This is a genomic window from Nocardiopsis gilva YIM 90087 (genome assembly GCF_002263495.1).
GTDB classification, from domain to species: Bacteria; Actinomycetota; Actinomycetes; order Streptosporangiales; family Streptosporangiaceae; genus Nocardiopsis_C; species Nocardiopsis_C gilva.
Genome location: NZ_CP022753.1, coordinates 4,929,177 through 4,952,315, shown reverse-complemented (window position 1 = coordinate 4,952,315; position 23,139 = coordinate 4,929,177). Strand labels below are relative to the sequence as shown.

The window sequence follows — 23,139 nt, the reverse complement described above, 5'->3', positions numbered from 1 at the left end:
CGCTGCCCCCGTCCGCCCCCGCGTCCCCGCGGCCCGACGCCGTCGGCGGCGCCAGCCGCCGAGGCGGCGGTCGGGGTTGGGGTGGGCTTGGGGCGCGCCGGGGGTGGGAAAGCGCTCTCTGGTCTCTGGGGGCGTGGGAGGCCGGATCCGGCCGGTCCGGTTGGCGCCGCCAGGCCTATCCGGAATGCCGATGTTTCGCTTCGTGTGGGAGCACGTGCGCCATGCGCGAGTTCGGGGCTTTCTCGCCGATGATCACGGCAGAAGTCCTCGGTTCTGTCCGGTTTGCCGGAACAATTGCCGTGATCATCGCGGGGAACTTGTGGCAAACCGGGCATACCCGGCGCCTGGCGGCCCGCAATCCGACTTCCGGGCCGCCCGCATGTCCCGCCCGGGAGTCGATGAGGGGCGCCCCACCTCCTCCGCCGTCGCTGCCCTCGCGACTCCATCGGGAGGCGCCCGGCGGTGCGGGCCGACACCGCTGCCCCGCCCGGCCGCATCCCCGACGCGACCGGCGCGCCCAGCCCCCTCCGCCCTCGGCGCCGCATTTCCCACAGAACACCGGAGGAGCGGACCGGGCCGACCCAGCAGACCTCCTGCCCCATCCCGTGATCACCGCCGAGGGAGCGTCCCTCTCGCCCGCACGCCCCCATGACCGCCGCTGGCCAGGTCACGAACACGAAGGTGGGGCCGCATGAGTGCGCACGTCCTTCTCCGGGACCGGCGGTCGGAGAGCACGACCGCCGGGGTCCGCGGCGGATCCCCGGAGCGACGCTCCGGGCCGCGGATGCAGGGGGCGGCCACGCCCTGGCTGTTCCTCCTGCCCGGGCTCGCCGCCTGCCTGATCTTCAACATCTACCCCTTCCTCAACACCTTCCTCCTGGCGTTTACCGACGCCCGCACCATCAGCCCCGGCACCTTCACCGGCCTGGACAACTTCGCCCGCATGGCCGACGACCCCCGGTTCTGGCTGGCCCTGCGCAACGGGGCGCTGTACGTGATCGGCGTCGTGCCGCCGCTGGTGTTCCTGCCGCTGCTGCTAGCCCTGCTGGTGCGCGACAAGGGGCCGGGCATCGGGTTCTTCCGGACCGTCTTCTACACGCCGGTGATCGCCTCGGCCGTGGTGGTGGGTCTGATCTGGACCTGGCTGCTGGACAGCCGCGGCCTGGTCAACGGCACCCTGGAGGCCCTGGGCGTGCTGAAGGACCCCATCCCCTTCCTCACCGACGAGTGGCTGCTGCTGGCCAGCGCCATGGTCGTCACCATCTGGAAGGGGCTCGGCTACTACATGATCATCTACCTCGCCACCCTCGGCCGGGTCCCGGAGGAACTGCACGAGGCCGCCCAGGTCGACGGCGCCGGGGCCGTCCGGCGCTTCTTCGTCGTCACCCTGCCCGCGATGCGCACCACGATGACGCTGATCTCGGCGCTCAGCGCCGTCGCGGCGTTCCGCGTCTTCACCGAGATCTTCATCCTGTCCGGCGACACCGCCGGACCGGGCGGGCGCGACGTCACCCTGGTCATGCTGATCCGTGAGGTCAGCGCCGGGCTCAACGGCCACGTCGGCTACGGGGCGGCGCTCAGCCTGGTGCTGTTCGGCCTCACCCTGGGCCTGCTGCTGTCCGTGCTGCGCCTGCAGACCGGCCGGAAGGACCCGCGATGACCGGCACCCGAACCGACCCTGGGACCCCCTCGTCGTCCTCTCCGCCCGCGCCGCGTCCGGCCCGCCCGGTGGCCAAGCGGCGCGTGGGGCGCCGCACTCGCACCGTCCTGCGCTATGCCCTGCTCCTGCTCATCATGGCGATCAGCGTCGGCCCCTTCCTGTGGCAGCTGTCGACCGCGCTGAAGGGCATCGGCGAGGACATCTACGCCAGCCCGCCGCGCTTCGTACCCGCCGACCCCACGCTGGGCAACTTCGTCCGCGTCGGCGAGGTCCTGCCGGTGTGGGGCTATGTGTGGAACTCCGTGCGCGTCGCGCTGGCCACCGTCGTGCTCAACGTCGTCGGCGCCTCGCTGGCCGGGTACGCCCTGGCCCGGCTGCGGTTCCGCGGCCGCCGGGCCGCCCTCGGCGTGTTCATCCTGGCGCTGCTGGTCCCCGGTGAGGCCATCATGGTCGCGCAGTTCCTCATGATGCGGTCGGTACACCTCAACGACACCCTCGTCGCGGTCGTCCTGCCCGGCATGGTCGGCGCGTTGAACGTGCTGCTCATGTACAACGCCTTCCTCGCGCAGTCCACGCAGATCGACGAGGCCGCGATGATCGACGGCGCCAACGCTTGGCAGCGCTTCACCCGGGTCGCGCTGCCCTCGGTCAAGGGCACGATCGCGGTCGTCGCGATCTTCGCGTTCATGGGGGCCTGGGATGATTTCCTGTGGCCGCTGATCGTGCTCAGCGACCCGGACTACTACACGCTCACCATCGGCCTGAACTACCTCAAGGGGACGTTCGTCGGCGACCAGCGGCTCATCGCCGCGGGCACCATCATCGCCGTCGCCCCGCTGATCCTGCTCTTCCTCACCCTGCAGCGCTACTTCTTCCGCGGCGTCAATGAAGGGGCCATCAAAGGATGACGGACGCGACCACAGAGCCGACCCAAGAGCCGACCCAGCCCGGTCACGCCTCCCGGCTCCTCCGGTTCGGGGCCAACTACACGCCCACCCGCGGCTGGTTCCACCACTGGCTCGACTTCGACATCGACGAGGTCCGCGCCGACCTGGAATCGATCGCCGGGCTGGGCCTCGACCACGTCCGCGTCTTCCCCCTGTGGCCGGTGTTCCAGCCCAGCCGGACGCTCATCCGCCCGCGCGCCGTGGAGCAGCTGCTGTGCCTGGTCGACACCGCCGCCGCGTGCGGGCTCGACGTCGCCGTCGACGGTGTGCAGGGGCACCTGTCCGGATTCGACTTCCTCCCCACCTGGATTCGCACCTGGCAGCGCCGCAACCTCTTCACCGACCCCGACGCGGTCAGCGGTGTCGAGGCGTACCTGTGCACCCTCGCCGCGGCCCTGGCCGACCGCCCCAACTTCCTCGGCATGACGCTGGGCAACGAGGTCAACCAGTTCTCCGGGGACCCCCACCCCGACCCGGACCGCGTGGACCCCACCGGCGCCGCGGCCTGGCTGGACCGGATGCTCAAGGCGTGCGAGGACGGCGCCCCGCACCGCCTCCACCTGCACGCGGAGGACGACAAGGTCTGGTACCTGGACGGCCACCCCTTCACCCCCGAGCACGCCGTGTGTCTTGGCGCCGCGACCACCGTGCACTCGTGGGTGTTCAACGGGACGGCCCAGAAGCACGGCCCCACCGGCGCGGCCACCCTCCACCACGCCGAATACCTGGTGGAGCTGGCCACCGCCTGGGCGTCGGACCCGCGACGGCCGGTCTGGCTCCAGGAGGTGGGCGCGCCCCGGCCGCACATCCCGCCCCGGTCGGCCGCCGACTTCGCCGAGACCACCGTGCGCAACGTTGCCACCTGCGCCAACGTGTGGGGGGTGACCTGGTGGTGCTCCCATGACGTCGACCGCGCACTGGCCGACTTCCCCGAGCTGGAGTACGACCTCGGCCTGCTCACCGTCGACCGCGAGGTCAAACCGGCCGGGCGCCGACTGGCGCGGCTCGTGGACGAGCTGCGCGCCCACCCGCCGACCCCCGCACCGCGCCGCCTCGCCCTGGCCTTCGACCCCGGCGACCCGGCGACCGCGCCGCGCCGCTCCACCTGCGCTCCCGGCGGCCCGGTCTTCGAGGCGTGGGCGCGGCTGGCCGACACCGGCATCCGCGCCGCCCTGGTCCGCGCCGACCGCGCCGCTGATGCCGACCACCTGAACGCACGCGGCATCACCGAGGTGGTCACCCCGATGAGGTCCTGCTCTGAGCACAGGAGGAACCCACCGTGGACATCCCCCATGACCCCGTCCGCCCCACCCGCCGCGGCGTGATCACCGCCGGCACCCTGACCGCGCTGGCCACGACCATCGGCCCCCGCCCGGCAGCGGGGGCCCTACCGGCCGACGCCCCGTCGCGCACCGGGCCCGGGCGCGCCGCGCGACCCGAGGCCGCCTACTGGTTCCCCGACTCCGTGCCCGACGGGCAGCCCGAGGAGGGTGTCGTCTGGCGGAGCCTGCTCGACTACCGCCCGCAGGACGATCCCGACCTGCCCTACAACACCGCCACGGTTCCGCTGGCCGTCCGCGTCGCGCCCGTGGGACCCCACCCCGGCGCGCCCGCCGGAGGTGCGCGGGTGCAGTCGCTGGTGTCCTTCGCCCCCACCTCGGGCAACCCCAGCCAAGGAGAATGGGGGGCGCGAAGCGCCTCGTTCTACTACGCGCTCACCTACTGGTCGTATCTGGAGGAGCTGGTGTTCTGGGGTGGCTCCTCTGCCGAGGGGCTGATCCTGGCACCCAACGCTCCCGTGGTCGACGCCGCGCACCGCAATGGGGTCCGGGTGCTGGGAACCGTGTTCCTCCCGCCCATCGCCTACGGCGGCGACCTGCGCTGGACCCGCGACCTTGTGCGGCTCGACGACGCCACCGGCCGCTACCCCGTCGCCGACAAGCTCGCCGAGGTGGCGCAGGCCTACGGTTTCGACGGCTGGTTCATCAACGCCGAGACCGCCGGGGGCGGCACCGCCCTGGCCGACGCCATGCGCGGATTCCTGCGTCACCTGCGCACCACCTCGGCGCTCCGCGTCTGCTGGTACGACTCCATGACCACCAGCGGGGCCATCGCCTGGCAGAACCGGCTGAACGACGCCAACGAACCGTTCTTCCACGACGCCGGGACGCCGGTCGCCCACACCATGTTCCTCAACTTCGACTGGACCGCCGACGGACTCGCCGACTCCGCCGCCCGCGCCACCCGCCTCGACCGCGATCCGCACGAGCTGTGGGCCGGCGTCGACGTCGAAGCGCGCGGTTACGGCACACCGGTCGACTGGGACGCGCTGTTCGCCGCCGACCCGGCCGGGGTCACCTCGATCGGCTTCTACCGGCCGGAGTGGACGCACACTTCGACGCCCGAATCCGCGCCGCCGGGGGAGTTCCACCGACGCGACGACCGGTTCTGGACCGGCCCCTCCGGCGACCCGGCCGCCCCCGCCCCCTCCGCCCGGTGGCCTGGGGTCTCCGCCCACGTGGCCGACCGCTGCGCCGTCGTGGCGGCACCCTTCGGCACCGTCTTCAACACCGGGCACGGACTCCGCTACGCGATCGAGGGGCGGATCGTCTCCGACCGGGAATGGCACCACCTGGGCGTGCAGGACGTCCTTCCGCCCCGGCGCTGGGTCCGCCGCGGCGGCGACGGCGGCGTCACGGTCGACTTCGACTTCGATGCGCCCTTCCACGGCGGGAACTCCCTGCTCTGCGGCGGGATCACCGCGACACCCGTGGAAATCGACCTCTATCCCGTCCGATCGGCCATCGCGGCGGGTACGGACACGGTTGTGGAACTCGTGCACAGCGGCGACCCGGGGACGACGGTGGAACTGGCCGTCGCCTGGACGGCCCCCGCGCGGCCGGGCGAGGCGCCACCGTATGAGTACCTCAGCGCCCCCGTCGAACCGATCCCGGGACGTCCTGGTCCCGCAGCACCTTCCCGCTCCCGGGCGGGCACGGCCGCACCCTGCGCGCGCTGGGGGTCCGGCTGCGGTCGAACAGCGAGGGCGGGGCCGGGCCGAGGGCGTGCGGTGGCGGCTCGGTCGGCTGCGCCTGGCCCCGCGCACCGGACAGCCGCCCGGACGGCCCCGCGCCCCGCGAATCGAGGCCGCGCACACCGACGCCGACAGCTCCGCCGCGCTGCGGGTGCGCTGGTACGCCGGGGGCAGTGCCCGCCACTACGAGGTCCTCCAGGCCACACCCGACGGCCCGACCCTGCTCGGCGCCACCGCCACCACCGCCCACTACCTGACCGGGGCGCGCCGCTACCCCGGGGAGCGGGCGGCGCGGCTGGAGATCCACGCCATCGGCGACGACTACCGGCGATCCGCTCCGGCGGTGCTGCGGCACACCTGGTGAGCGCGGCGCGCCGGCCGGCCACCGGCATCGACGACCCCGAAGAGAGGTGGACATGCACGACGACCGCACGCTGGTCGAGGACCGCGTCACCCGAGTCCTCAACGAACGCATCCGCCCCGCCGTCTACCCGGAGACGGTTCCGATGGAGATCGCTCGCTGGGACGTCGCGGGCGAGCCGGTGCCGGTCGCGGCCGGGCTCTTCGCGCCCTACACGGCCGCGTCGGTGGGCGACGCGTGGGGGCCGCCCTGGGGCACCACCTGGTTCCGGGTGCGCGGCGAGGTGCCTCCCGAGTGGTCGGGGAGCACCGTCGAGGCCGTCATCGACCTCGGCTTCGACGAGCGCATGCCCGGCTTCCAGTGCGAGGGCCTGGCCTACACGGCCGACGGCGCCGTGGTGAAGGGGCTCAGCCCGCGCAACCGCTGGCTGCGCGTCGGCTCCCCGGCGACCGGCGGGCAGCGGGTCGAGTACTACGTCGAAGCCGCCGCCAACCCGGTCGTCCTGGGCGTCCCCCCCTTCCAGCCCACCGAGCTCGGCGACCGGGAGACCGCCCACGACCGCCCGCTGTACGTGGTGCGCGGCGTGGACCTCGCGGTCTTCGACGCGACCGTGTGGGAGCTGGTCCAGGACATGGACGTGCTCGACCAGCTCATGCGCGAGCTGCCTGTCGACTCGCCGCGCCGCTGGGAGCTGCTGCGGGCGCTGGAGCGCGCGCTCGACGCCGTCGACCTGGCCGACGTCAACGCGACGGCCGCCCGCGCGCGGGAGGAGCTGGCCCCCGCCCTGGCCGCGCCCGCGCACACCAGCGCGCACCGGATCTCGGCCATCGGGCACGCGCACATCGACTCGGCCTGGCTGTGGCCGCTGCGCGAGACGGTGCGCAAGGTGGCGCGTACCACCGCCAACGTCGCCGCTCTGATGGACGACCACCCCGAGTTCCTGTTCGCGATGTCCCAGGCCCAGCAGCTGGCGTGGATCAAGGAGCACCGCCCCGAGGTCTATGAGCGCGTCAAGAAGAAGGCGTCAGAGGGGAAGTTCGTGCCCGTCGGTGGCATGTGGGTGGAGGCCGACACCAACATGCCCGGGGCCGAGGCCCTGGCCCGGCAGTTCGTCTACGGCCAGCGGTTCTTCGCCGAGGAGTTCGGGACCGACACCCGCGAGGTGTGGCTGCCCGACAGCTTCGGCTACTCCGCCGCCCTGCCGCAGATCGTGAAGCTGTCGGGGTCGGAGTGGTTCCTCACCCAGAAGATCTCCTGGAACCAGAAGAACCCCTTCCCGCACCACACCTTCTGGTGGGAGGGCATCGACGGCACCCGCGTCTTCACCCACTTCCCGCCCGTCGACACTTACAACTCCGAGCTGTCCGGCCGGGAAATGGCGCACGCCGCGCGCAACTACCGCGAGAAGGGTGCGGGCACCCGGTCGCTGGCCCCCTTCGGCTGGGGCGACGGCGGGGGCGGCCCGACCCGCGAGATGCTGGCCCGCGCCGAGCGCCTGCGCGACCTCGAAGGGTCGCCGAAGGTGGAGATCGAGCGTCCGGCCGACTTCTTCGCCAAGGCGCGCCAGGAGTACGCCGACGCGCCGGTGTGGCTCGGCGAGCTCTACCTGGAGCTGCACCGCGCCACCTACACCAGCCAGGCCGCCACCAAGCAGGGCAACCGGCGCAGTGAGCACCTGCTGCGGGAGGCCGAGCTGTGGGCGGCGACGGCGGCGCTCCGCACCGGCCTCGACTACCCCTATGAGCGGCTGGACCGCGTGTGGCGCACGGTCCTGCTGCACCAGTTCCACGACATCCTCCCGGGCACGTCGATCGCCTGGGTGCACCGCGAGGCGGCGGCCACCTATGCCGCCGTGGCAGCCGAGCTCACCGAGCTCATCGACACCGCCCAGCGCGCCTTGTCCGGGGCGCTGCCGACCGCTGGGGACGCGGATAGGGACGCGGAAGGACCCGGCATCGTGTTCAACGCCGCCCCGCACGCGCGCAACGGGGTCCCCGCCCTCGGCGCCGGGGCCGCGACCCCTGCCTCGGGAGAGGTGCGGCATATCCGCGAGGGCGGGACCCATGTGCTGAACAACGGCCTGATCCGGCTCGCCGTCGACGCCGACGGCCTGGTGACGTCCGTTCTCGACCTGCGGGAGGGGAGGGAGGCCCTGGCGCCGGGCGCGCGGGGCAACCTGCTCCAGCTCCACCCGGACTTCCCCAATATGTGGGACGCCTGGGACGTCGACTCCTTCTACCGGAACACCGTCGTGGACCTGGTCGACGCCGACGACGTGACGGCGGGCCGGGCCGCGGACGGCGGCGTTGAGGTGCGGGTACGCCGGACGTTCGGTTCGTCAGCGGTCACCCAGACGCTGACGCTGCGGCCCGGGACGAAGCGGCTCGACATCGCCACCGAGGTGGACTGGAGGGAGACCGAGAAGTTCCTCAAGGCGGCATTCCCGTTGGACGTGCGTGCCGATGACGCGGCCTCGGAGATCCAGTTCGGGCATGTGCGCCGCCCGACGCACACCAACACGTCGTGGGACGCCGCGAAGTTCGAGACGTGCGCGCACCGCTGGATCCACGTGGGCGAGCCGGGGTACGGCCACGGGGTGGTCAACGACTCCACCTACGGCCACGACGTGACCCGCGACGTTCGGCCCGATGGCGGGACGACCACCACTGTCCGGCTGTCGCTGCTGCGCGCGCCGCGGTTCCCGGACCCGAGGACCGACCACGGCGTGCACCGCTTCTCCTATGCGCTGGTGCCCGGCGCCGAGGTGGGCGATGCCGTGCGCGAGGGATACCGGATCAACCTTCCCGAGCGCGTGGTGCCGGGAGACGGCGAGGTGCCGCCGCTGGTCACCGTGGACCATCCGGGCGTGGTGGTGGAGGCGGTGAAGCTGGCCGAGGACCGCTCCGGCGACGTGGTGGTGCGGATGTACGAGTCCCGGGGGACCCGCGCCCGCGCCGAGGTCGCCTTCGGCTTCGACACGGGCCGGGCCACCCGCGTCGACCTGCTGGAGCGACGCCTGCCGGACGCCCCGGAACCGGAGGAGACCGGCACGGGGGTCCGGCTCGCGCTGCGCCCCTTCGAAATCGTGACGCTGCGGGCGCCGCGTACTGGCTGATACGCCGCACTGGCAACGCGGGCGGCGACGTGTGGCACCCCGCCGCCCGCGCCGGTGATCGCTAAGCGGCGGGAATCGGAGCGGGGACCGGCGGAGCGGGCTGCTCTTCCTCCTCGTCGATCTGCTCCTGCACCTTTTCGGTGAGGTTGTCCTCGTCGGCGGTGTCGGCCGACTTCAGGTTGGGCATGGGCTGGCCTGGGCAGGTGGTGGCGCTGCCGGGCAGGATGCCGTCGATGAGGTAGTCATCGATCTGCTCGGTGACGCAGTCGTAGTCCGGGCCGCCGTAGTAGCCGTGGTTGCTGTCGTTCTCGACGATGATGAGGCTGTCACGCAGCCGCTTGGCCATGGCCGGGCCGCCCGCCCAGGCGGTCTGGGTGTCGTAGTGGCCCTGGACGACGATGCCGGTCGGGTAGCCGTCGCGCTTCAGCTCCACCGGCTTCTCATCGGGGGTGTAGGAGCGGAAGGTGCACGCGTCGGGGGCGGACAGCATGGCGCCCAGCCCGTAGGCGTACTTGTCGGTGTACTCGCGCATGTCGGCGTAGTATCCGCCGGTCCCCTTCGGCCAGTCGGCCTCGCACCGGATGGTGGTGAAGGTGGAGGGGCCGCCGTCGGCCAGCCGCTCGCGGTCGGCGGCGATGCGCAGCGATCCCGCCTTGGCCGCTTCCCGGGCCGCGGCGCTGTCGCCGTCGCGGAAGCTGGAGATGAAGGACGCCAGGACGTCCCAGCGCCCCTGGTCCCGGTTGAGCCCGAAGACGGTCTGGTCGAAGGAGGTGCGGTCGAAGCCGTCGACCGGGTTCTCGTGGAGCTGTTGGGCCACGTCCTCCATGGTCTGGAACACGGCCTCGGGGCTGTCACCAAGGCCGAGCTCGGCGTCGTTCTCCGCGGCCCACTCGGTGAAGCGCTCGACGTTCTCGGTGTGGGCGCGGGACATCGCGAGCCAGGTGTCGCGCCAGACGCGGTCGGGGTGGATCGAGGAGTCGAGGACGCTGCGGTCCATGCGGTCGGGGAAGAGGCTGCCGTAGACGGCGCCGAGGTAGGTGCCGTAGGAGTAGCCGAGGTAGTTGGTCTTCTCCTCGCCGAGCACGCCGCGGATCACGTCCATGTCGCGGGCGGTGTTGGCGGTGGTGATGTGGGGGCGCAGCGAACCGGCCGTCCGGTCGCAGCCCTCCTCGGTCCGGCGTGCCGCTTCGGTGAAGTTGTGCAGCTCGGCGTTGGTCGGGCGGCTGGAGAGTTCGAGGTCGTCGAGGTCGGGCTCGGTGCACCGGAGCTGGGTCGACTTGCCGACACCGCGCGGGTCGAAGCCGATGAGGTCGTAGACCTCGGCGATCCTCTGGTCGCTGAGGTACTGGGCCATCCCCAGGCCAGTGCCGCCGGGGCCGCCGGGATTGATGAGCAGGACGCCGCGGCGGTGGTCGCGGTCGGTGGCCTTGTGCCGCGAGATGGCGACGCGGATCTTCTCGCCCTTGGGGTTGTCGTAGTCCATGGGGACCACGATCTTGGCGCACTCCAGGCCGTCGAGCCCGCCGCCGCACGGCTTCCAGGAGGGCTCCTGGTCATAGAAGCTCTGGAGGTCGGGGGCGACCGTATCGGCCGTGTCGGCCGCGGCGGGCGGCGCTGAGACGAGGACGCCGGTGAGGGCGGCGGCGCCGATCATGCCCACAGCGGCACGGATGCGACCGCTTCGTGTTCTGCCTAGGTTCACGGGCTGCCTTTCGGGGTGGGGGAGACCCGCTGGCAATAGGGGGGACAGCGGGCCGAATTCGGCATAACGGCGACGACCCTAGGAATCCCGACAGGAACGGTGGAACTGACAAAAGTCATAGTTCAAACAATTGGCCGAATGTGGACAATTTGCGCATGTGCCCCAGCGGTTGTGTGACGGCAGGGGCGTGTGCGGGTGATGGGGGTGGAGTGGGGTGGGTATAGACGCTACGTGGCGATATACGTACGTTTGGCCCTCGGTCGGAAACCGGGACGGATGTGAGAAAACCCCGTAATTGGGAAGGGCAACCGCACGTCACGCGGATCGGGGAGTCCGTATGGAGAGGCTGCGGAAGCGAGGGTTACGTATCGTCGTGGCGGCCCTGGCCACGATCGCCCTGCTCGGTGGAGCGGCGGTGGCGGTGGGGCTCTGGCGGGTGCTCACCTACGACGGCAACATCGACCGGATCCAGGACGCGCTCCCCTCCGGCCGCGCGGCCGGGAACGCCGCTCCGGGGGACACCTGGCTCCTGGTCGGGTCGGACCTGCGCGGCGCCTCCACAGCAGACAACTGGCGGGTCGGCGAGGCCCACGCCGACACGATCATCGTGCTGCACGCTCCCGAGGGCGCCGACCGCGTCCACCTCATCTCCATCCCCCGTGACGCCTGGGTGGACATCCCCGGCCACGGACCCGACCGGATCTCCCACGCCTTCCGGGAAGGCGGCGCCCGACTGCTCGTGGAGACGGTCGAGCGGGAGACAGCGGCGGTCATCGATCACGTCGCCGTGATCGACTTCCAGGGGTTCGAGCGGATGACCGACACCCTCGGCGGCGTCGAGGTGCGCCTCGTCGAACCGGTCGTCGACCCGAGCAACGGCTGGTCCTGGCCAGCCGGAACGAACCGGATGAACGGGGAGGAGGCGCTGCGCTTCGTGCGCGAGCGCAAAGGGCTGCCCAGTGGTGACCAGGACCGGATCAAGCGCCAGCAGGCCTTCCTCAAGGCGATGGCCACCAAGGTGACCAGCGCCGAGCTGCGTACCGACCCCCTCCGGCTCGACGCCTTCCTGGAGGCCGCCAGCGAGTCGCTGGCCGTGGACGAGGGCGTGGGCATGACCACGATGCGCTCCATGGGGATGCGCCTGCTGGAGATCGGCCCCGAGGGGATGACGTTCGTCAGCCTGCCCATCAGCGGTACCGACTGGATCGACGGGAAGAACATCGCCTACCTGGACGACGAGGTGAAGCGGGACGTCTTCGGCGCTCTGCGCGACGGCTCCCTCGACGCCTACGTCGCCGAGTACGGCCTGGCAAACGACGTCGACGAAGTCCGCTGAGATGAGTACCGGCATCCCGCCACGGGGGGCAGGGGAGCACGACGCGGTCGGTCAGCGCGGGGGCCGGCCGTCGGCTCCGGTGCTCCGCATCCCGGTGGAATCAGGCCCCGGAGCTCGGTGCCGAACCGTACACCGAGCGCATGACGACCACCGCGAGCGTCTCCACCAGGCGGCCGTCGCGCAGGGCGGGGTCGTCGCGGCGCGAGGCGGCGGAGAACGCCGCGAACGTCATCTCCACCAGCGTGCGCGCCAGGTCGGACGCCTCCGGCGGCCCGGGAAGGGCACGGCCCGCCTCCCGATCCCGCTCGATCCGCCGCCCGACCGCCGTGACCAGGTGCTCGCCCATCCGATCCCGGAAGTCGGACAGCCGCGGGTCGGTGTCCGGGCAGACGAAGACCTCGCGGAGCAGCGCCCCCTGCTCGGCCCAGAGACAGGCGTTGGTGGTCAGCGCCTGGCGCAGCGCCTCCTCGGCCCCGGCCGCCGTCCCGTCCTCGTTCTCCAGCCAGCCCGACAGCTCGCCGCGCACCCGCTCGGCCACCCGGTCCAGCAGGGCGGCCAGCACATCGGTCTTGGTGGCGAAATAGAAGTAGAAGGTCGGGGCGGTGATCCCGGCGCCCTCGGCGATCTGCGCGACGGTGATCTTGCTCATCGGGCGCTCGCACAACAGCGTCCGCGCGCTGGCGAGGATCGCCTCCTCGCGCTGATCGCCCTTGCTGGGACGGCGCCGCCGCCCGGTCTGCTCGTTCATCGGGACCAGTCTAACCAGGCATGTTGAATCATGCTCAATAAAAATCTAATGGCATTCGGGAATGCTCGTCCGAGCATCGATGTTGATGCCGGATGATCCCGTCCGCTCAGCGTTGGCATGGCGCCAGTGCCAGCGCCGGGCCGCCGGGCCCGCCGCCCGATCACGAACCTGGAGGACACATGTCCACGAACGCAGAATCGCCCGCATCCACCACCCGGGAGTGGCAGCTCGCCGCCCGCCCCGTGGGCTGGCCGAAGAACGACGACTTCCGCTTCGTCGAGCGCGAGCTGCCCGACCTGCAGCCCGGCGAGGTGCGGGTGCGCAACACCTACATCTCCGTGGACCCCTACATGCGGGGGCGGATGAACGACGTCAAGTCCTACATCCCGCCGTTCCAGCTGGACGAGGCGATGACCGGCGGCGCGGTCGGCGAGGTCGTCGCCTCCCGCTCAGATGACCTGGCGGTCGGCGACACGGTGCTGCACTTCGACGGCTGGCGCACCCTCGCCCAGGGCCCGGCCAAGAACTACCGCAAGGTGTCCAAGGTCCCCGGCCTGCCGGAATCGGTCTTCCTGCACGTCCTCGGCATGACCGGGCTGACCGCCTACGTCGGCCTGCTCGACATCGCCGAGTTCAAGGAGGGCGACACGGTCTTCGTCTCCGGCGCCGCCGGTGCCGTGGGATCCGTCGTCGGCCAGATCGCCCGCCTCAAGGGAGCCAAGCGGGTCATCGGCTCGGCCGGGTCGCAGGAGAAGGTCGACCTGCTGACCGGCAAGTACGGATTCGACGCCGCGTTCAACTACAAGGACGGCGACGTCAGAGAGCAGCTCGCCCAGGCCGCACCCGAGGGCATCGACGTCTACTTCGACAACGTCGGCGGCGACCACCTGGAGGCGGCGCTGAAGGCCTTCAACAACGATGGCCGCGCCGCGCTGTGCGGCATGATCTCCGTCTACAACGCGACCGAGCCGCAGCCTGCCCCGCGCAATCTCTTCGAGACCATCAAGAAGGGCCTCACCCTGCGCGGATTCACGGTCGGCGGCTACTACCACCGCTTCGACGCCTTCGCCGCCGAAGTCGGCGAGTGGCTGTCCAAGGGCGACTTCGTCTACGACGAGACCGTCGTCGACGGCATCGAGCAGACGCGCGACGCCTTCCTGGACATGCTGCGTGGCGCCAACGTCGGCAAGATGCTGGTTCGCGTGGGCTGACACCCACGTGGGCGGACCCCGGCGCTCGGGCTGCCACAGGTGCCCCGCGGTGATCACCGGGACGGGCCGGGCAGCACAGACAGGATCGAGGCCCCTGCCCCTGATCGTCGGGGCAGGGGACAGGCACTGGGGTCTGCTGGGCGGCCTTGTCTGCCTGTATCCCTTCTGACGCTCTGTGGTGAAAAGCGGCGCCGAGGGCGGGTGGGGGTTGGGGGCGCCGGTCCCCCGCCGGGCGGGGCGGGGTGGGGGCGGCGTCGGGCCATACGCTTCGCGGCGCTCCCTGGCGGGGCGGGGCGGGTGGCCCAGGGAGGGAAAGCGCTCTCTGTGTGCCCGTTATGTCCGCGCCTCCGTTGATCTCGGGGATATCGACCGAATTTCGGCGGGGATTCCGTCGATATCCCCGAGATCAACGGATCCACCCCGCACTGACCATGGCAAACAGGACAAAGCACCTGCCCTTTCCGTCTTGGCGCCCCGCCGGAGGTCCCTTCTAGCGGTGATCACGGCGGAACTTGTGGCAAACCGGGCATAACCGGCGCCGGGTGGCCCGTTATCCGCTTGATGTCAAGCGGGGTGGGTTCTAGTTTGTGTTGCAACACAAACTAGAACCCACCCCGCGTTCCGGCCCGCCCGCCCCGCCTGGGAGCCGACCGGGGCGCCGCCACTGCTCACCCGCCGTCGGTGCCGCCCCGCCGGTCCACCGGGGAGGTGCCCGGCGGGGCGGGCCGCCGACGCTGGCCTCATACCGCCGCGCCCCGAGGGAACAGGCGCCGCCAACCCCCTCTGCCCTCGGTGCCGCTTTTCACCCAAGAACACCGGGCAGGATGAGCACCGGCAAGGCCGCCCAGCAGACCCCAGTGCCCGATCGGTGCGGCGCTGGGGAAGGGCAGCGTCGGGACTATGGTCGGCGCGATCGCCTGCATGCCACTACCCCGGCGGCGTCGCAAGAGTGGGCCGCTCGTTCTTTCGTAGCAGCAGCTGGGTGACGACCACCGCCGCGACCAGCGCCATTCCGGCCAGGTCCGGCCACAGGCCGGGGAAGAGGATCAGCACCGTCGCCGCCAGCAGCGCGAGGCGTTCGGCGAGGAGGGTGCGGCGGACGAGGAAGCCCTCCAGGGCCACGGCGGCCGCGACGAGGGCGAAGGATCCGCTGAGGACGGCCATCGCCACTTCGGTCGGCGTGCCGTTGAGCAGGAGCGGAGAGTAGGCCATGAGCAGTGGGATCAGGTAGATGCCCTTGGCGAACTTCCAGGCGGTCAGGCCGGTGCGCATGGGGTCGGCTTCCGCGATGCCCGCCGCCGAGAACGCCGCCAGTGCGACCGGGGGCGTGACGTTGGAGTCCTGGCTGTACCAGTAGACGATCATGTGCGCGACGATCAGCGGGAGGCCCAGCTCGATCAGGGCCGGGCCGGCCAGCACGATCAGCACGATGTAGGACGCGGTCACCGGCAGTCCCAGGCCGAGGACCAGCGAGGCCAGCGCCACCATCACCAGGGTCAGCAGCAGCCGTCCGTCGGCCGCGTCGAGCATGAGGGCGGACAGCTTCAGGCCCAGTCCGGTGAGCCCGACGACGCCGACGATGATTCCGGCGACGGCCGTCGCGACCGATACCCCCAGGGCGTTGCGGGCCGCGATCACGAACACCTCGGCGAGGTCGCTCAGCCCCAGTCTGCTGCTCGCCCGCACGCTCGCCACGAGGAACAGCGCGGCGGTCGCGTACAGCCCCGCCTGCAGCGGGGTGACATACATCAGCAGCAGGGTGATCAACAGCAGGAGCGGGGCGAGGAAGTGGTAGCCGGACACCAGTACCGTGCCCAGCCGCGGCATCTCGTCCGGCGGGAGCCCGCCGATCCCGTGCTTGCGGGCCAGGATGTGCACGAAGAGGAAGAGCACCCCGAAGTACATCAGCGCCGGGATGAGCGCCACCTTGAGGATGTCGACGTAGGGCACCCGCGCCAGCTCCGCCATCACGAACGCCCCGGCGCCCATGATCGGCGGGAGGAGCTGACCTCCCGTCGACGCCGCCGCCTCGACGCCCGCGGCCTCGTGCCGCCGGTACCCCACGCGTCTCATCAGTGGGATGGTGAACGCGCCCGTTGTCACGGTGTTGGCGATGGCGCTGCCGGAGACCGACCCCATGAGCGCGCTGCCCACCACCGCCCCCTTGGCCGGACCGCCCGCGTACCGGCCGGTCAGACAGTAGGCCAGGCCGACGAAGAAGTCTCCGCCGCCCGTCTTCAGCAGCATCGCCCCGAACAGGATGAAGATGAACACGAAGGTGGCGGCGATACCCAGGGCCAGCCCGTAGATCCCCTCCTGGAACAGGTAGGTGTGGTACACGATGCGCTGGTAGGTGTAGCCGCGGTGGGCGATCGCGTCCGGCAGCAGCGGGCCGAGCCACGCATAGGCCAGGAACGCCATCGCCAGCACCGACATGAACAGGCCGATGACGCGTCGGCACGCTTCCAGTAGGAGCAGGATCGCCACGATCCCCATGGTCAGATCCGCGGCGCTCGGTGCACCGATGCGCGCCACGATGTCGCCGTAGAACAGCACCGGATAGAGGCCGACCATCGCCGCCAACACGACGAACACCAGGTCGACGCGGGCCATCGGCACCGCCCGCTCCCATCGGCCCTTCCCGGCCGGGCACACCAGGAAGACCAGGACCAGCACGAACATCAGGTGCAGCACGCGCTGCAGGTAGGCGTCCAGGTCGAGGACGAGCGCCGTGTAGATCTGGTATCCGCCGAGGGCGATCGCCAGTGTCAGGATCACCGCCGCCATCGCGTCGGCGACCGGCCCCTCGCCCCACCGCTCGGCCGCCAGCCGCCGCCATAGCGGCGGCCCGGTGTGGCGGTCCGCCTCCCCTCCTGCCACCGATCGCAGCGGCTGGGCGGATCTGTCGGGGGACACCCTCTCGGAGTCCCCGGGCTCCACCGTTCCGTCCGTCCCGTCCAGGTGCTCGTCGCTCATGTCGGCTGTCGGCTCCTCACGTCTCCGGGGGTGGGCAATCGGCCGGAGCGATCGCCGCGATGACGCGTCGCAGGGTCGAGATCCGGGCAGCTCGGACCACCACGCCCTCGCCGGCCCAGCAGTCCGACAGGGCGAGCTCGCCGCCGGGGTGCACCAGCCGGTGGTCGGCGGGCGGGGAACCGACGCGGATCCGCAGCTCGCCGATGTCCCGGTCGAGCCCGCTGACCTCCCACCGCTCACCGACCGCGCGGCCGGTGCCGACCCCGGGGATGTGTCCCGTCCCGGCGCCGAACTGCATCAGCAGGGTCGACTCCTGCACGATCCGTCCGGAGCGGACCCGGTAGCGGTCCTCGACCGGCAGGCCGTCGACGGAGTGCACGAAGGTGAGTCCGAAGCGTCGGCGTACATCGAGCGGCAGATCCCCGATGGGCCCGGCCGGACCCTCCAGCGTCAGTGCCGGCCAGACCGGCCACAGCAGGGCGACCAGGACGGCGAGTCCGGCGATCCCGGCGGCTACGGCCCGGCCGGTGCCGGGTCTTCGGCGGCGCATCGCGATGGCCGCTCAGCCGCGCAGCTTGAGGGGGATGTCCACCCCGGCCTCCTCGGCGTACCGCAGCGCCCCGGGATGCAGCGGCACCGGGCTCTTCCGCAGCGATTCGGGGACCAGGTACTCGGTGCCCGGCTGGTACACGCGGTTCACCGCATCGGCGTTCTCGTAGACCGCCTTCACCATCCGGTAGGCGAGCTTGTCCGGGAACTCGGGCCGGACGGTGAGGATGTTCCACACCGCCACGGTGCGCACGTCATCGGAGACCGTGGAGTAGGTGCCCCCCTCGATGATGTGCGAGGTGTAGAAGGGGTGGTCCTCGACCACGGCGTCCACCTCGTCCCCGCACAGCGGGATCAGGTGCAGCGGGTCGGTGGCCTCCAGCTCGCGCAGGCTGCCGTGTCCCTCGCCGACCACCCACGACCCGGCGTCCAGCTGGCCCTCGCGCAGCGCCCGGGCGGTCTCGGCGTAGGCGTAGCGCTGTACGTCGATGTCGTCGAAGTCCATGCCCAGGTCCGCGAACACCAGGCTGGTGGTCAGCTCGTTGCCGCTGCCCGGAGCGCCCACCGAGAACCGGTGGCCCTTGACGTCGGAGAAGCAGTCGAGGTCGAGCCGGTCGTCGATCGATCGCAGGGACACGTTGTGGTACACGTTCGGGTACAGGACCAGCAGCGCGCGGTTCTCGACCGGCTTTTCGGCGAACTCGCCCTCGCCGCTGTCCGCCTGGTAGGCCGAGTCACCCTGCACGACCGCGAGTTCGCTGGCCCCGGCGCCGAGGAGGCGCAGGTTCTCCACCGAGGCGGCGGTGGCCTCGGGCGTGGCGCCGACACCCTCGATCTCCGAACCGACGATCTGGGAGATCGCCCCGGCGATGGGGTAGTAGACCCCGCCCGTGGTGCCGCTCGCGATGGAGAGGCTCTCGAAGCTGCCGCGCTCGGCGGGCTGGGTGCAGGAGGTCAACAGAATCAGGCTCAGTGGAAGCGCGGTCAATCCGAGCCAGGGTCGTCGCATACTCGCTGGTCCTCTCCAGGGCCATGATCCGGGGGGTGAGTACTCGGGGGCATGCATACTCGTCACATGTGCCGTGTGTGACGCTACCCAACTCTGTGTGACATGGAACGCGTTTCAGGGCTTCTATCTCCCGAACGGTCGGTCGTTTGCGGAGAAAACCCCTTGCGAGCGCTCATATCCTTGACTGCGGTATGAGAACCTCGCCAGCCAGATCCCCGCGTTCCCGGAATTCCACGGGTTCCCCCGCGCCCTACCCGGAACTCCGCGCCCGCCTCGGCCAGCTGATGCCCGCCGACCGCCATCGGCTGCGCCGCCGTATCGACGGCCTGCACAAGGTGAGCGACGAACGCAAGCGCGACGCCATCGCCGCCGAACTGGCCACCGAGATCGACCTGGCGGAACTGCGCCTGGAGCAGCGCAAGGCCGCCGTCCCCCAGGTCAGCTACCCCACAGCTCTCCCGGTCAGCCAGAAGAAGGACGACATCGCCGAGGCGATCCGCGACCACCAGGTCGTCATCGTCGCCGGTGAGACCGGTTCCGGGAAGACCACCCAGCTGCCCAAGATCTGCCTGGAACTGGGCCGCGGCGTGCAGGGCAGCATCGGCCACACCCAGCCGCGGCGCATCGCCGCGCGCACCGTGGCCGAGCGCATCGCCGAGGAGCTCGACTCCCCCCTGGGCCAGACCGTCGGGTACAAGGTCCGGTTCACCGACCACTCCGGCGACGACACCCTCGTACGGGTCATGACCGACGGCATCCTGCTGGCCGAGATCCAGCAGGACCGGATGCTGCGCCGCTACGACACCCTCATCATCGACGAGGCCCACGAGCGCAGCCTCAACATCGACTTCCTGCTCGGCTACCTCAAGCAGCTGCTGCCGCGCCGCCCCGACCTCAAGGTCATCATCACCTCGGCGACCATCGACCCCGAGCGGTTCTCCCGGCACTTCGACAGCGCGCCGATCGTCGAGGTCTCCGGCCGGACCTACCCCGTCGAGGTGCGCTACCGGCCCATCGCCGAGGAAGCCGAGGACACCGAGCGCGACCAGGTCCAGGCCATCTGCGACGCCGTCGAGGAGCTGGGCCGCGAGGCTCCCGGCGACGTCCTGGTCTTCCTCAGCGGCGAGCGGGAGATCCGCGACACCGCCGACGCTCTGGAGAAGCTCAAGCTCCGCGACACCGAGATCCTCCCGCTGTACGCCCGCCTGTCCTCGGCCGAGCAGCACCGCGTGTTCACCCCGCACCGGGGGCGGCGCATCGTGCTGGCCACCAACGTCGCCGAGACGTCGCTGACCGTGCCCGGCATCAAGTACGTCATCGACCCGGGCACGGCCCGCATCTCCCGCTACAGCCACCGCACCAAGGTGCAGCGGCTGCCCATCGAGCCCATCTCCCAGGCCTCGGCCAACCAGCGCAAGGGCCGCTGCGGCCGCGTGTCCGAAGGCGTCTGCATCCGGCTGTACTCGGAGGAGGACTTCTGCTCCCGTCCCGAGTTCACCGACCCCGAGATCCTGCGCACCAACCTCGCCTCGGTCATCCTGCAGATGGCCTCGCTGGGGCTGGGCGACATCGCCGCCTTCCCCTTCGTCGAGGGCCCCGACCACCGGCAGATCAAGGACGGCGTCCATCTGCTCCAGGAGCTGGGCGCACTGGACCCGCAGGCCACCGACGCCCGCAAGCGCCTCACGCAGCTCGGCCGCAAACTCGCGCAGCTGCCGGTCGACCCGCGGCTGGGCCGCATGGTCCTGGAGGCCGAACGCAACGGGTGCGTCCGCGAGGTCATGATCATCACTGCCGCGCTGTCCATCCAGGACCCGCGCGAACGCCCCGCCGACAAGCAGCAGGCCGCCCAGGAGAAGCACGCCCGCTTCACCGACAAGGAGTCGGACTTCCTCGCCTACCTCAACCTGTGGTCCTACCTGCAGGAGCAGCAGCGGGCGCTGTCCGGCAACCAGTTCCGCAAGCTGTGCCGCACCGAGTTCCTCAACTACCTGCGCGTCCGCGAGTGGCAGGACATCTACAGCCAGCTCAAGCAGGTCGCCAAGGGCATGGGGATCACCCTCAACTCCGCCCGGCCCGACCCGCGCCAGGTGCACATCTCGCTGCTGTCCGGCCTGCTCTCGCACATCGGCCTGAAGGACCCGGAGAAGCACGAGTACCTCGGCGGGCGCGGCGCCCGCTTCGCGATCTTCCCCGGATCCTCGCTGTTCAAGAAGCAGCCCCGGTTCGTGATGTCCGCCGAGCTGGTGGAGACCTCCCGGCTGTGGGGGCGGATGAACGCCCGGATCGAACCGGAATGGGCCGAAGAACTCGGCGGCCACATCGTCAAGCGCACCTACAGCGAACCGCACTGGGAGAAGAACCGCGGCGCGGTCATGGCCTACGAGCGGGTCACGCTGTACGGCGTGCCCATCGTCGTGCAGCGCAAGGTCGGCTACGGCAAGATCGACCCGGAGCTCTCCCGCGAGCTGTTCATCCGGCACGCCCTGGTCGAGGGCGACTGGGAGACCCACCACAAGTTCTTCCACGAGAACCGGCGGCTACTGGAGGAGGTCGAGGACCTGGAGCACCGCGCGCGCCGCCGCGACATCCTGGTCGACGACGAGACGCTGTTCCAGTTCTACGACGAGCGCATCGGCGCCGAGGTGGTCTCGGCCGCCCACTTCGACTCCTGGTGGAAGCGAGCCCGCCGCACCGACCCCGACCTGCTCGGCTTCGAGAAGTCGATGCTCATCAACGAGGAGGCCGATGAGGTCCGGGAGGAGGACTACCCCGACACCTGGCGCCAGGGCTCCCTCACCTTCCCGCTCTCGTACCAGTTCGAGCCGGGCGCCGACGCCGACGGCGTCACCGCGCACATCCCGCTCAAGGTGCTCAACCAGGTCGAGGAGGCGGGCTTCGACTGGCAGATCCCGGGCCTGCGCCGTGAGCTGGTCACCGCGCTGATCCGGTCCCTGCCCAAGCCGCTGCGGCGCAACTTCGTGCCCGTTCCAGACCATGCCGAGGCCGTCCTCGGGCGGCTCACCCCCTACACCGAGCCGCTGGTCGAGGCGCTGAGCCGCGAGCTCGGCCGGGTGAGCGGGGAGCGCATCGGCGCCGACGACTGGCAGCTGGACAAGGTCCCCGACCACCTGCGGATCACCTTCCGCGCGGTGGACGGCAAGGGCCGCAAGCTGGCCGAGGACAAGGACCTGGCCGCCCTGCGGGCCCAGCTCAAGCCCCGGCTGCAGAAGGCGATCTCCGCCGAGGCCAAGGGCATCGAGAAGACGGGGCTGACCTCCTGGGACTTCGGACCGCTGAGCAGGACCTTCGAGCGGAAGTCGGCCGGTCCGGCGGTCCGGGGCTACCCGGCCCTGGTCGACGAGGGCGACAGCGTGGCCATCAGGATCTTCGACACCGAGGCCGAACAGCGCGCGGCCATGTGGGCCGGTGTGCGGCGGCTGCTCCTGCTGCAGATCCCCTCGCCGGCGGCGGTGGTCCAGCGTGGCCTGGACAACACGGCCAAGCTCGCCCTGAGCCACAACCCGCACGGCGGTATCAACGCGCTGTTCGACGACTGCCTGCGCTGCGCCGTCGACGCGCTGATGGCCGAGGCCGGGGGGCCGGTGTGGGACGGCGACGCCTTCCACCGGCTACGCGAGCACGTGCGCGCCGAACTCGGCGACACCCTGGCCGAGGTCGTGGCGGCCACCGCCCGGGTCCTGGGCAAGGCCCACGAGGTGCAGCGCAAGTTGAAGGGCAGCACGAGCCTCGCCGTCCTGCCGTCCCTCAACGACATCCAGGGGCAGCTGGCCGGGCTGATCCATTCCGGTTTCGTGACCGAAACCGGTCGGGGGCGATTGGCCGACCTGCACCGCTACCTGCGGGCCGTGGAGTACCGGCTCGCCAAGCTCTCCGAGAACCCGCGCCGCGACCAGGTCAACATGGCCAAGGTCGAGCAGATGCGGCAGGCGTGGGAGAAGCTGCTCGCCGGGCTGGGTCCGGGCAGGGCCGACGAATCGGGGGTGCGGGAGATCCGGTGGATGCTGGAGGAGCTCCGGGTCAGTTTCTTCGCCCAGGAATTGGGCACCGCCCACCCGGTTTCGGAGAAAAGGATTCTCAAGGCGATCGAGGCGGCAAAGGTCGGATAGCGGACGAAAAAGGGTCTGATGATCCGGTGGGTGGTTCTCATCACATCGTGATCACTCCTACGCGTGTCCGCCCAGGTAGTCGGAGAGTCACCGAATGCGGCCGGTCCGCATTCGTCAAGAGAACGTCAGAAGGTCGCGAAACCCTGCTGCATAAGAGGATTGGTCGGTGCTAGCGTTGCCGACGATTCGTTGATCATGAGGCGATATCCCGGCGGTTGACCGACCGCGGGGTCAAGTGCGCGATGCGAGCGGTGCCACCTCCGTCATTGGTGGGCGGCGCTGCTGGGATGTGCCGTTCGCGGTAGGTCACGCGAACCCGAACACGGCTCCCACGTGCGATCCGTCGGCATTCCGCGTTCTC

General features: G+C 70.8%; 13 protein-coding genes and 1 pseudogene. 9 read left to right on the top strand and 5 right to left on the bottom strand.

Going from position 1 to position 23,139, the window contains the following annotated elements:
• Positions 1-691 precede the first annotated feature (691 nt).
• The 6 genes and pseudogenes from CDO52_RS22070 to CDO52_RS22050 all read left to right on the top strand — a co-directional run bounded on the left by CDO52_RS22070 (position 692) and on the right by CDO52_RS22050 (position 9,117).
• On the top strand, positions 692-1,660 hold the full coding sequence (locus tag CDO52_RS22070) for a carbohydrate ABC transporter permease (RefSeq protein WP_198345775.1): 969 nt from the start codon (positions 692-694) through the stop codon (positions 1,658-1,660).
• On the top strand, positions 1,657-2,568 hold the full coding sequence (locus CDO52_RS22065) for a carbohydrate ABC transporter permease (protein WP_017620408.1): 912 nt from the start codon (positions 1,657-1,659) through the stop codon (positions 2,566-2,568). Before CDO52_RS22070 ends, CDO52_RS22065 begins: the two co-directional genes overlap by 4 nt.
• Complete coding sequence (locus tag CDO52_RS22060; RefSeq protein ID WP_232524287.1) at positions 2,565-3,932, top strand: glycoside hydrolase 5 family protein; 1,368 nt, start codon at positions 2,565-2,567, stop codon at positions 3,930-3,932. Before CDO52_RS22065 ends, CDO52_RS22060 begins: the two co-directional genes overlap by 4 nt.
• Positions 3,887-5,182 (top strand): annotated as a pseudogene (locus CDO52_RS28915) (endo-beta-N-acetylglucosaminidase); the annotation flags it as partial. The gene CDO52_RS22060 and the pseudogene CDO52_RS28915, both read left to right, overlap by 46 nt.
• Positions 5,183-5,321: 139 nt before the next feature.
• On the top strand, positions 5,322-6,005 hold the full coding sequence (locus CDO52_RS29585) for a GH85 family endohexosaminidase C-terminal domain-containing protein (protein ID WP_394340797.1): 684 nt from the start codon (positions 5,322-5,324) through the stop codon (positions 6,003-6,005).
• A gap of 52 nt (positions 6,006-6,057) precedes the next feature.
• Entirely contained in the window at positions 6,058-9,117 is a 3,060-nt protein-coding gene (locus tag CDO52_RS22050) for an alpha-mannosidase (RefSeq protein ID WP_094932868.1), read from the top strand.
• 61 nt (positions 9,118-9,178) lie between these two features.
• Here the strand turns inward: CDO52_RS22050 and CDO52_RS22045 are convergent, their stop codons facing one another.
• Entirely contained in the window at positions 9,179-10,771 is a 1,593-nt protein-coding gene (locus tag CDO52_RS22045; protein WP_094932659.1) for an alpha/beta fold hydrolase, read from the bottom strand.
• Between the two features lie 385 nt (positions 10,772-11,156).
• On the opposite strand from CDO52_RS22045, the gene CDO52_RS22040 reads away from it, so the two are divergent.
• Positions 11,157-12,155, top strand: a complete 999-nt coding sequence (locus CDO52_RS22040) for an LCP family protein (RefSeq protein ID WP_026126118.1) — start codon at positions 11,157-11,159, stop codon at positions 12,153-12,155.
• A gap of 100 nt (positions 12,156-12,255) precedes the next feature.
• Here CDO52_RS22040 and CDO52_RS22035 read toward each other — a convergent pair whose 3' ends face one another.
• Positions 12,256-12,903: a TetR/AcrR family transcriptional regulator gene (locus CDO52_RS22035; RefSeq protein WP_017620416.1), complete on the bottom strand. Its 648-nt coding sequence runs from the start codon at positions 12,901-12,903 to the stop codon at positions 12,256-12,258.
• Between the two features lie 179 nt (positions 12,904-13,082).
• On the opposite strand from CDO52_RS22035, the gene CDO52_RS22030 reads away from it, so the two are divergent.
• Complete coding sequence (locus CDO52_RS22030; protein WP_017620417.1) at positions 13,083-14,114, top strand: NADP-dependent oxidoreductase; 1,032 nt, start codon at positions 13,083-13,085, stop codon at positions 14,112-14,114.
• Positions 14,115-15,041: 927 nt separating this feature from the next.
• On the opposite strand, the gene CDO52_RS22025 is transcribed toward CDO52_RS22030, so the two are convergent.
• The 3 genes from CDO52_RS22025 to CDO52_RS22015 are packed head-to-tail and all read right to left on the bottom strand — an operon-like array spanning position 15,042 to position 18,648.
• Positions 15,042-17,090 (bottom strand): TRAP transporter permease, encoded by a 2,049-nt coding sequence (locus tag CDO52_RS22025; RefSeq protein ID WP_157745679.1) that lies wholly within the window; start codon positions 17,088-17,090, stop codon positions 15,042-15,044.
• A 16-nt stretch (positions 17,091-17,106) separates the two neighbouring features.
• Positions 17,107-17,640, bottom strand: coding sequence for a DUF1850 domain-containing protein (locus CDO52_RS22020; protein WP_017620419.1), 534 nt, complete (start codon positions 17,638-17,640; stop codon positions 17,107-17,109).
• A gap of 12 nt (positions 17,641-17,652) precedes the next feature.
• The gene (locus tag CDO52_RS22015; protein WP_033301350.1) at positions 17,653-18,648 is read right to left on the bottom strand and encodes a TAXI family TRAP transporter solute-binding subunit; all 996 of its coding nucleotides are present in this window, start codon (positions 18,646-18,648) and stop codon (positions 17,653-17,655) included.
• 191 nt (positions 18,649-18,839) lie between these two features.
• Between CDO52_RS22015 and hrpA the strand changes: the two genes are divergently transcribed.
• On the top strand, positions 18,840-22,778 hold the full coding sequence (hrpA, locus tag CDO52_RS22010) for an ATP-dependent RNA helicase HrpA (RefSeq protein ID WP_094932658.1): 3,939 nt from the start codon (positions 18,840-18,842) through the stop codon (positions 22,776-22,778).
• The last annotated feature ends 361 nt before the right edge of the window (positions 22,779-23,139 follow it).

Bases quoted from the DNA above. Each gene is read 5' to 3' on its own strand.
- CDO52_RS22045 (WP_094932659.1), bottom strand. From the start codon at position 10,771: ATGATCGGCGCCGCCGCCCTCACCGGCGTCCTCGTCTCAGCGCCGCCC.
- CDO52_RS22015 (WP_033301350.1), bottom strand. From the start codon at position 18,648: ATGCGACGACCCTGGCTCGGATTGACCGCGCTTCCACTGAGCCTGATT.
- CDO52_RS22035 (WP_017620416.1), bottom strand. From the start codon at position 12,903: ATGAACGAGCAGACCGGGCGGCGGCGCCGTCCCAGCAAGGGCGATCAG.
- CDO52_RS22070 (WP_198345775.1), top strand. From the start codon at position 692: ATGAGTGCGCACGTCCTTCTCCGGGACCGGCGGTCGGAGAGCACGACC.
- CDO52_RS22040 (WP_026126118.1), top strand. From the start codon at position 11,157: ATGGAGAGGCTGCGGAAGCGAGGGTTACGTATCGTCGTGGCGGCCCTG.
- CDO52_RS22065 (WP_017620408.1), top strand. From the start codon at position 1,657: ATGACCGGCACCCGAACCGACCCTGGGACCCCCTCGTCGTCCTCTCCG.
- hrpA (WP_094932658.1), top strand. From the start codon at position 18,840: ATGAGAACCTCGCCAGCCAGATCCCCGCGTTCCCGGAATTCCACGGGT.
- CDO52_RS22025 (WP_157745679.1), bottom strand. From the start codon at position 17,090: ATGAGCGACGAGCACCTGGACGGGACGGACGGAACGGTGGAGCCCGGG.
- CDO52_RS22050 (WP_094932868.1), top strand. From the start codon at position 6,058: ATGCACGACGACCGCACGCTGGTCGAGGACCGCGTCACCCGAGTCCTC.
- CDO52_RS29585 (WP_394340797.1), top strand. From the start codon at position 5,322: ATGCGCCCTTCCACGGCGGGAACTCCCTGCTCTGCGGCGGGATCACCG.
- CDO52_RS22060 (WP_232524287.1), top strand. From the start codon at position 2,565: ATGACGGACGCGACCACAGAGCCGACCCAAGAGCCGACCCAGCCCGGT.
- CDO52_RS22020 (WP_017620419.1), bottom strand. From the start codon at position 17,640: ATGCGCCGCCGAAGACCCGGCACCGGCCGGGCCGTAGCCGCCGGGATC.
- CDO52_RS22030 (WP_017620417.1), top strand. From the start codon at position 13,083: ATGTCCACGAACGCAGAATCGCCCGCATCCACCACCCGGGAGTGGCAG.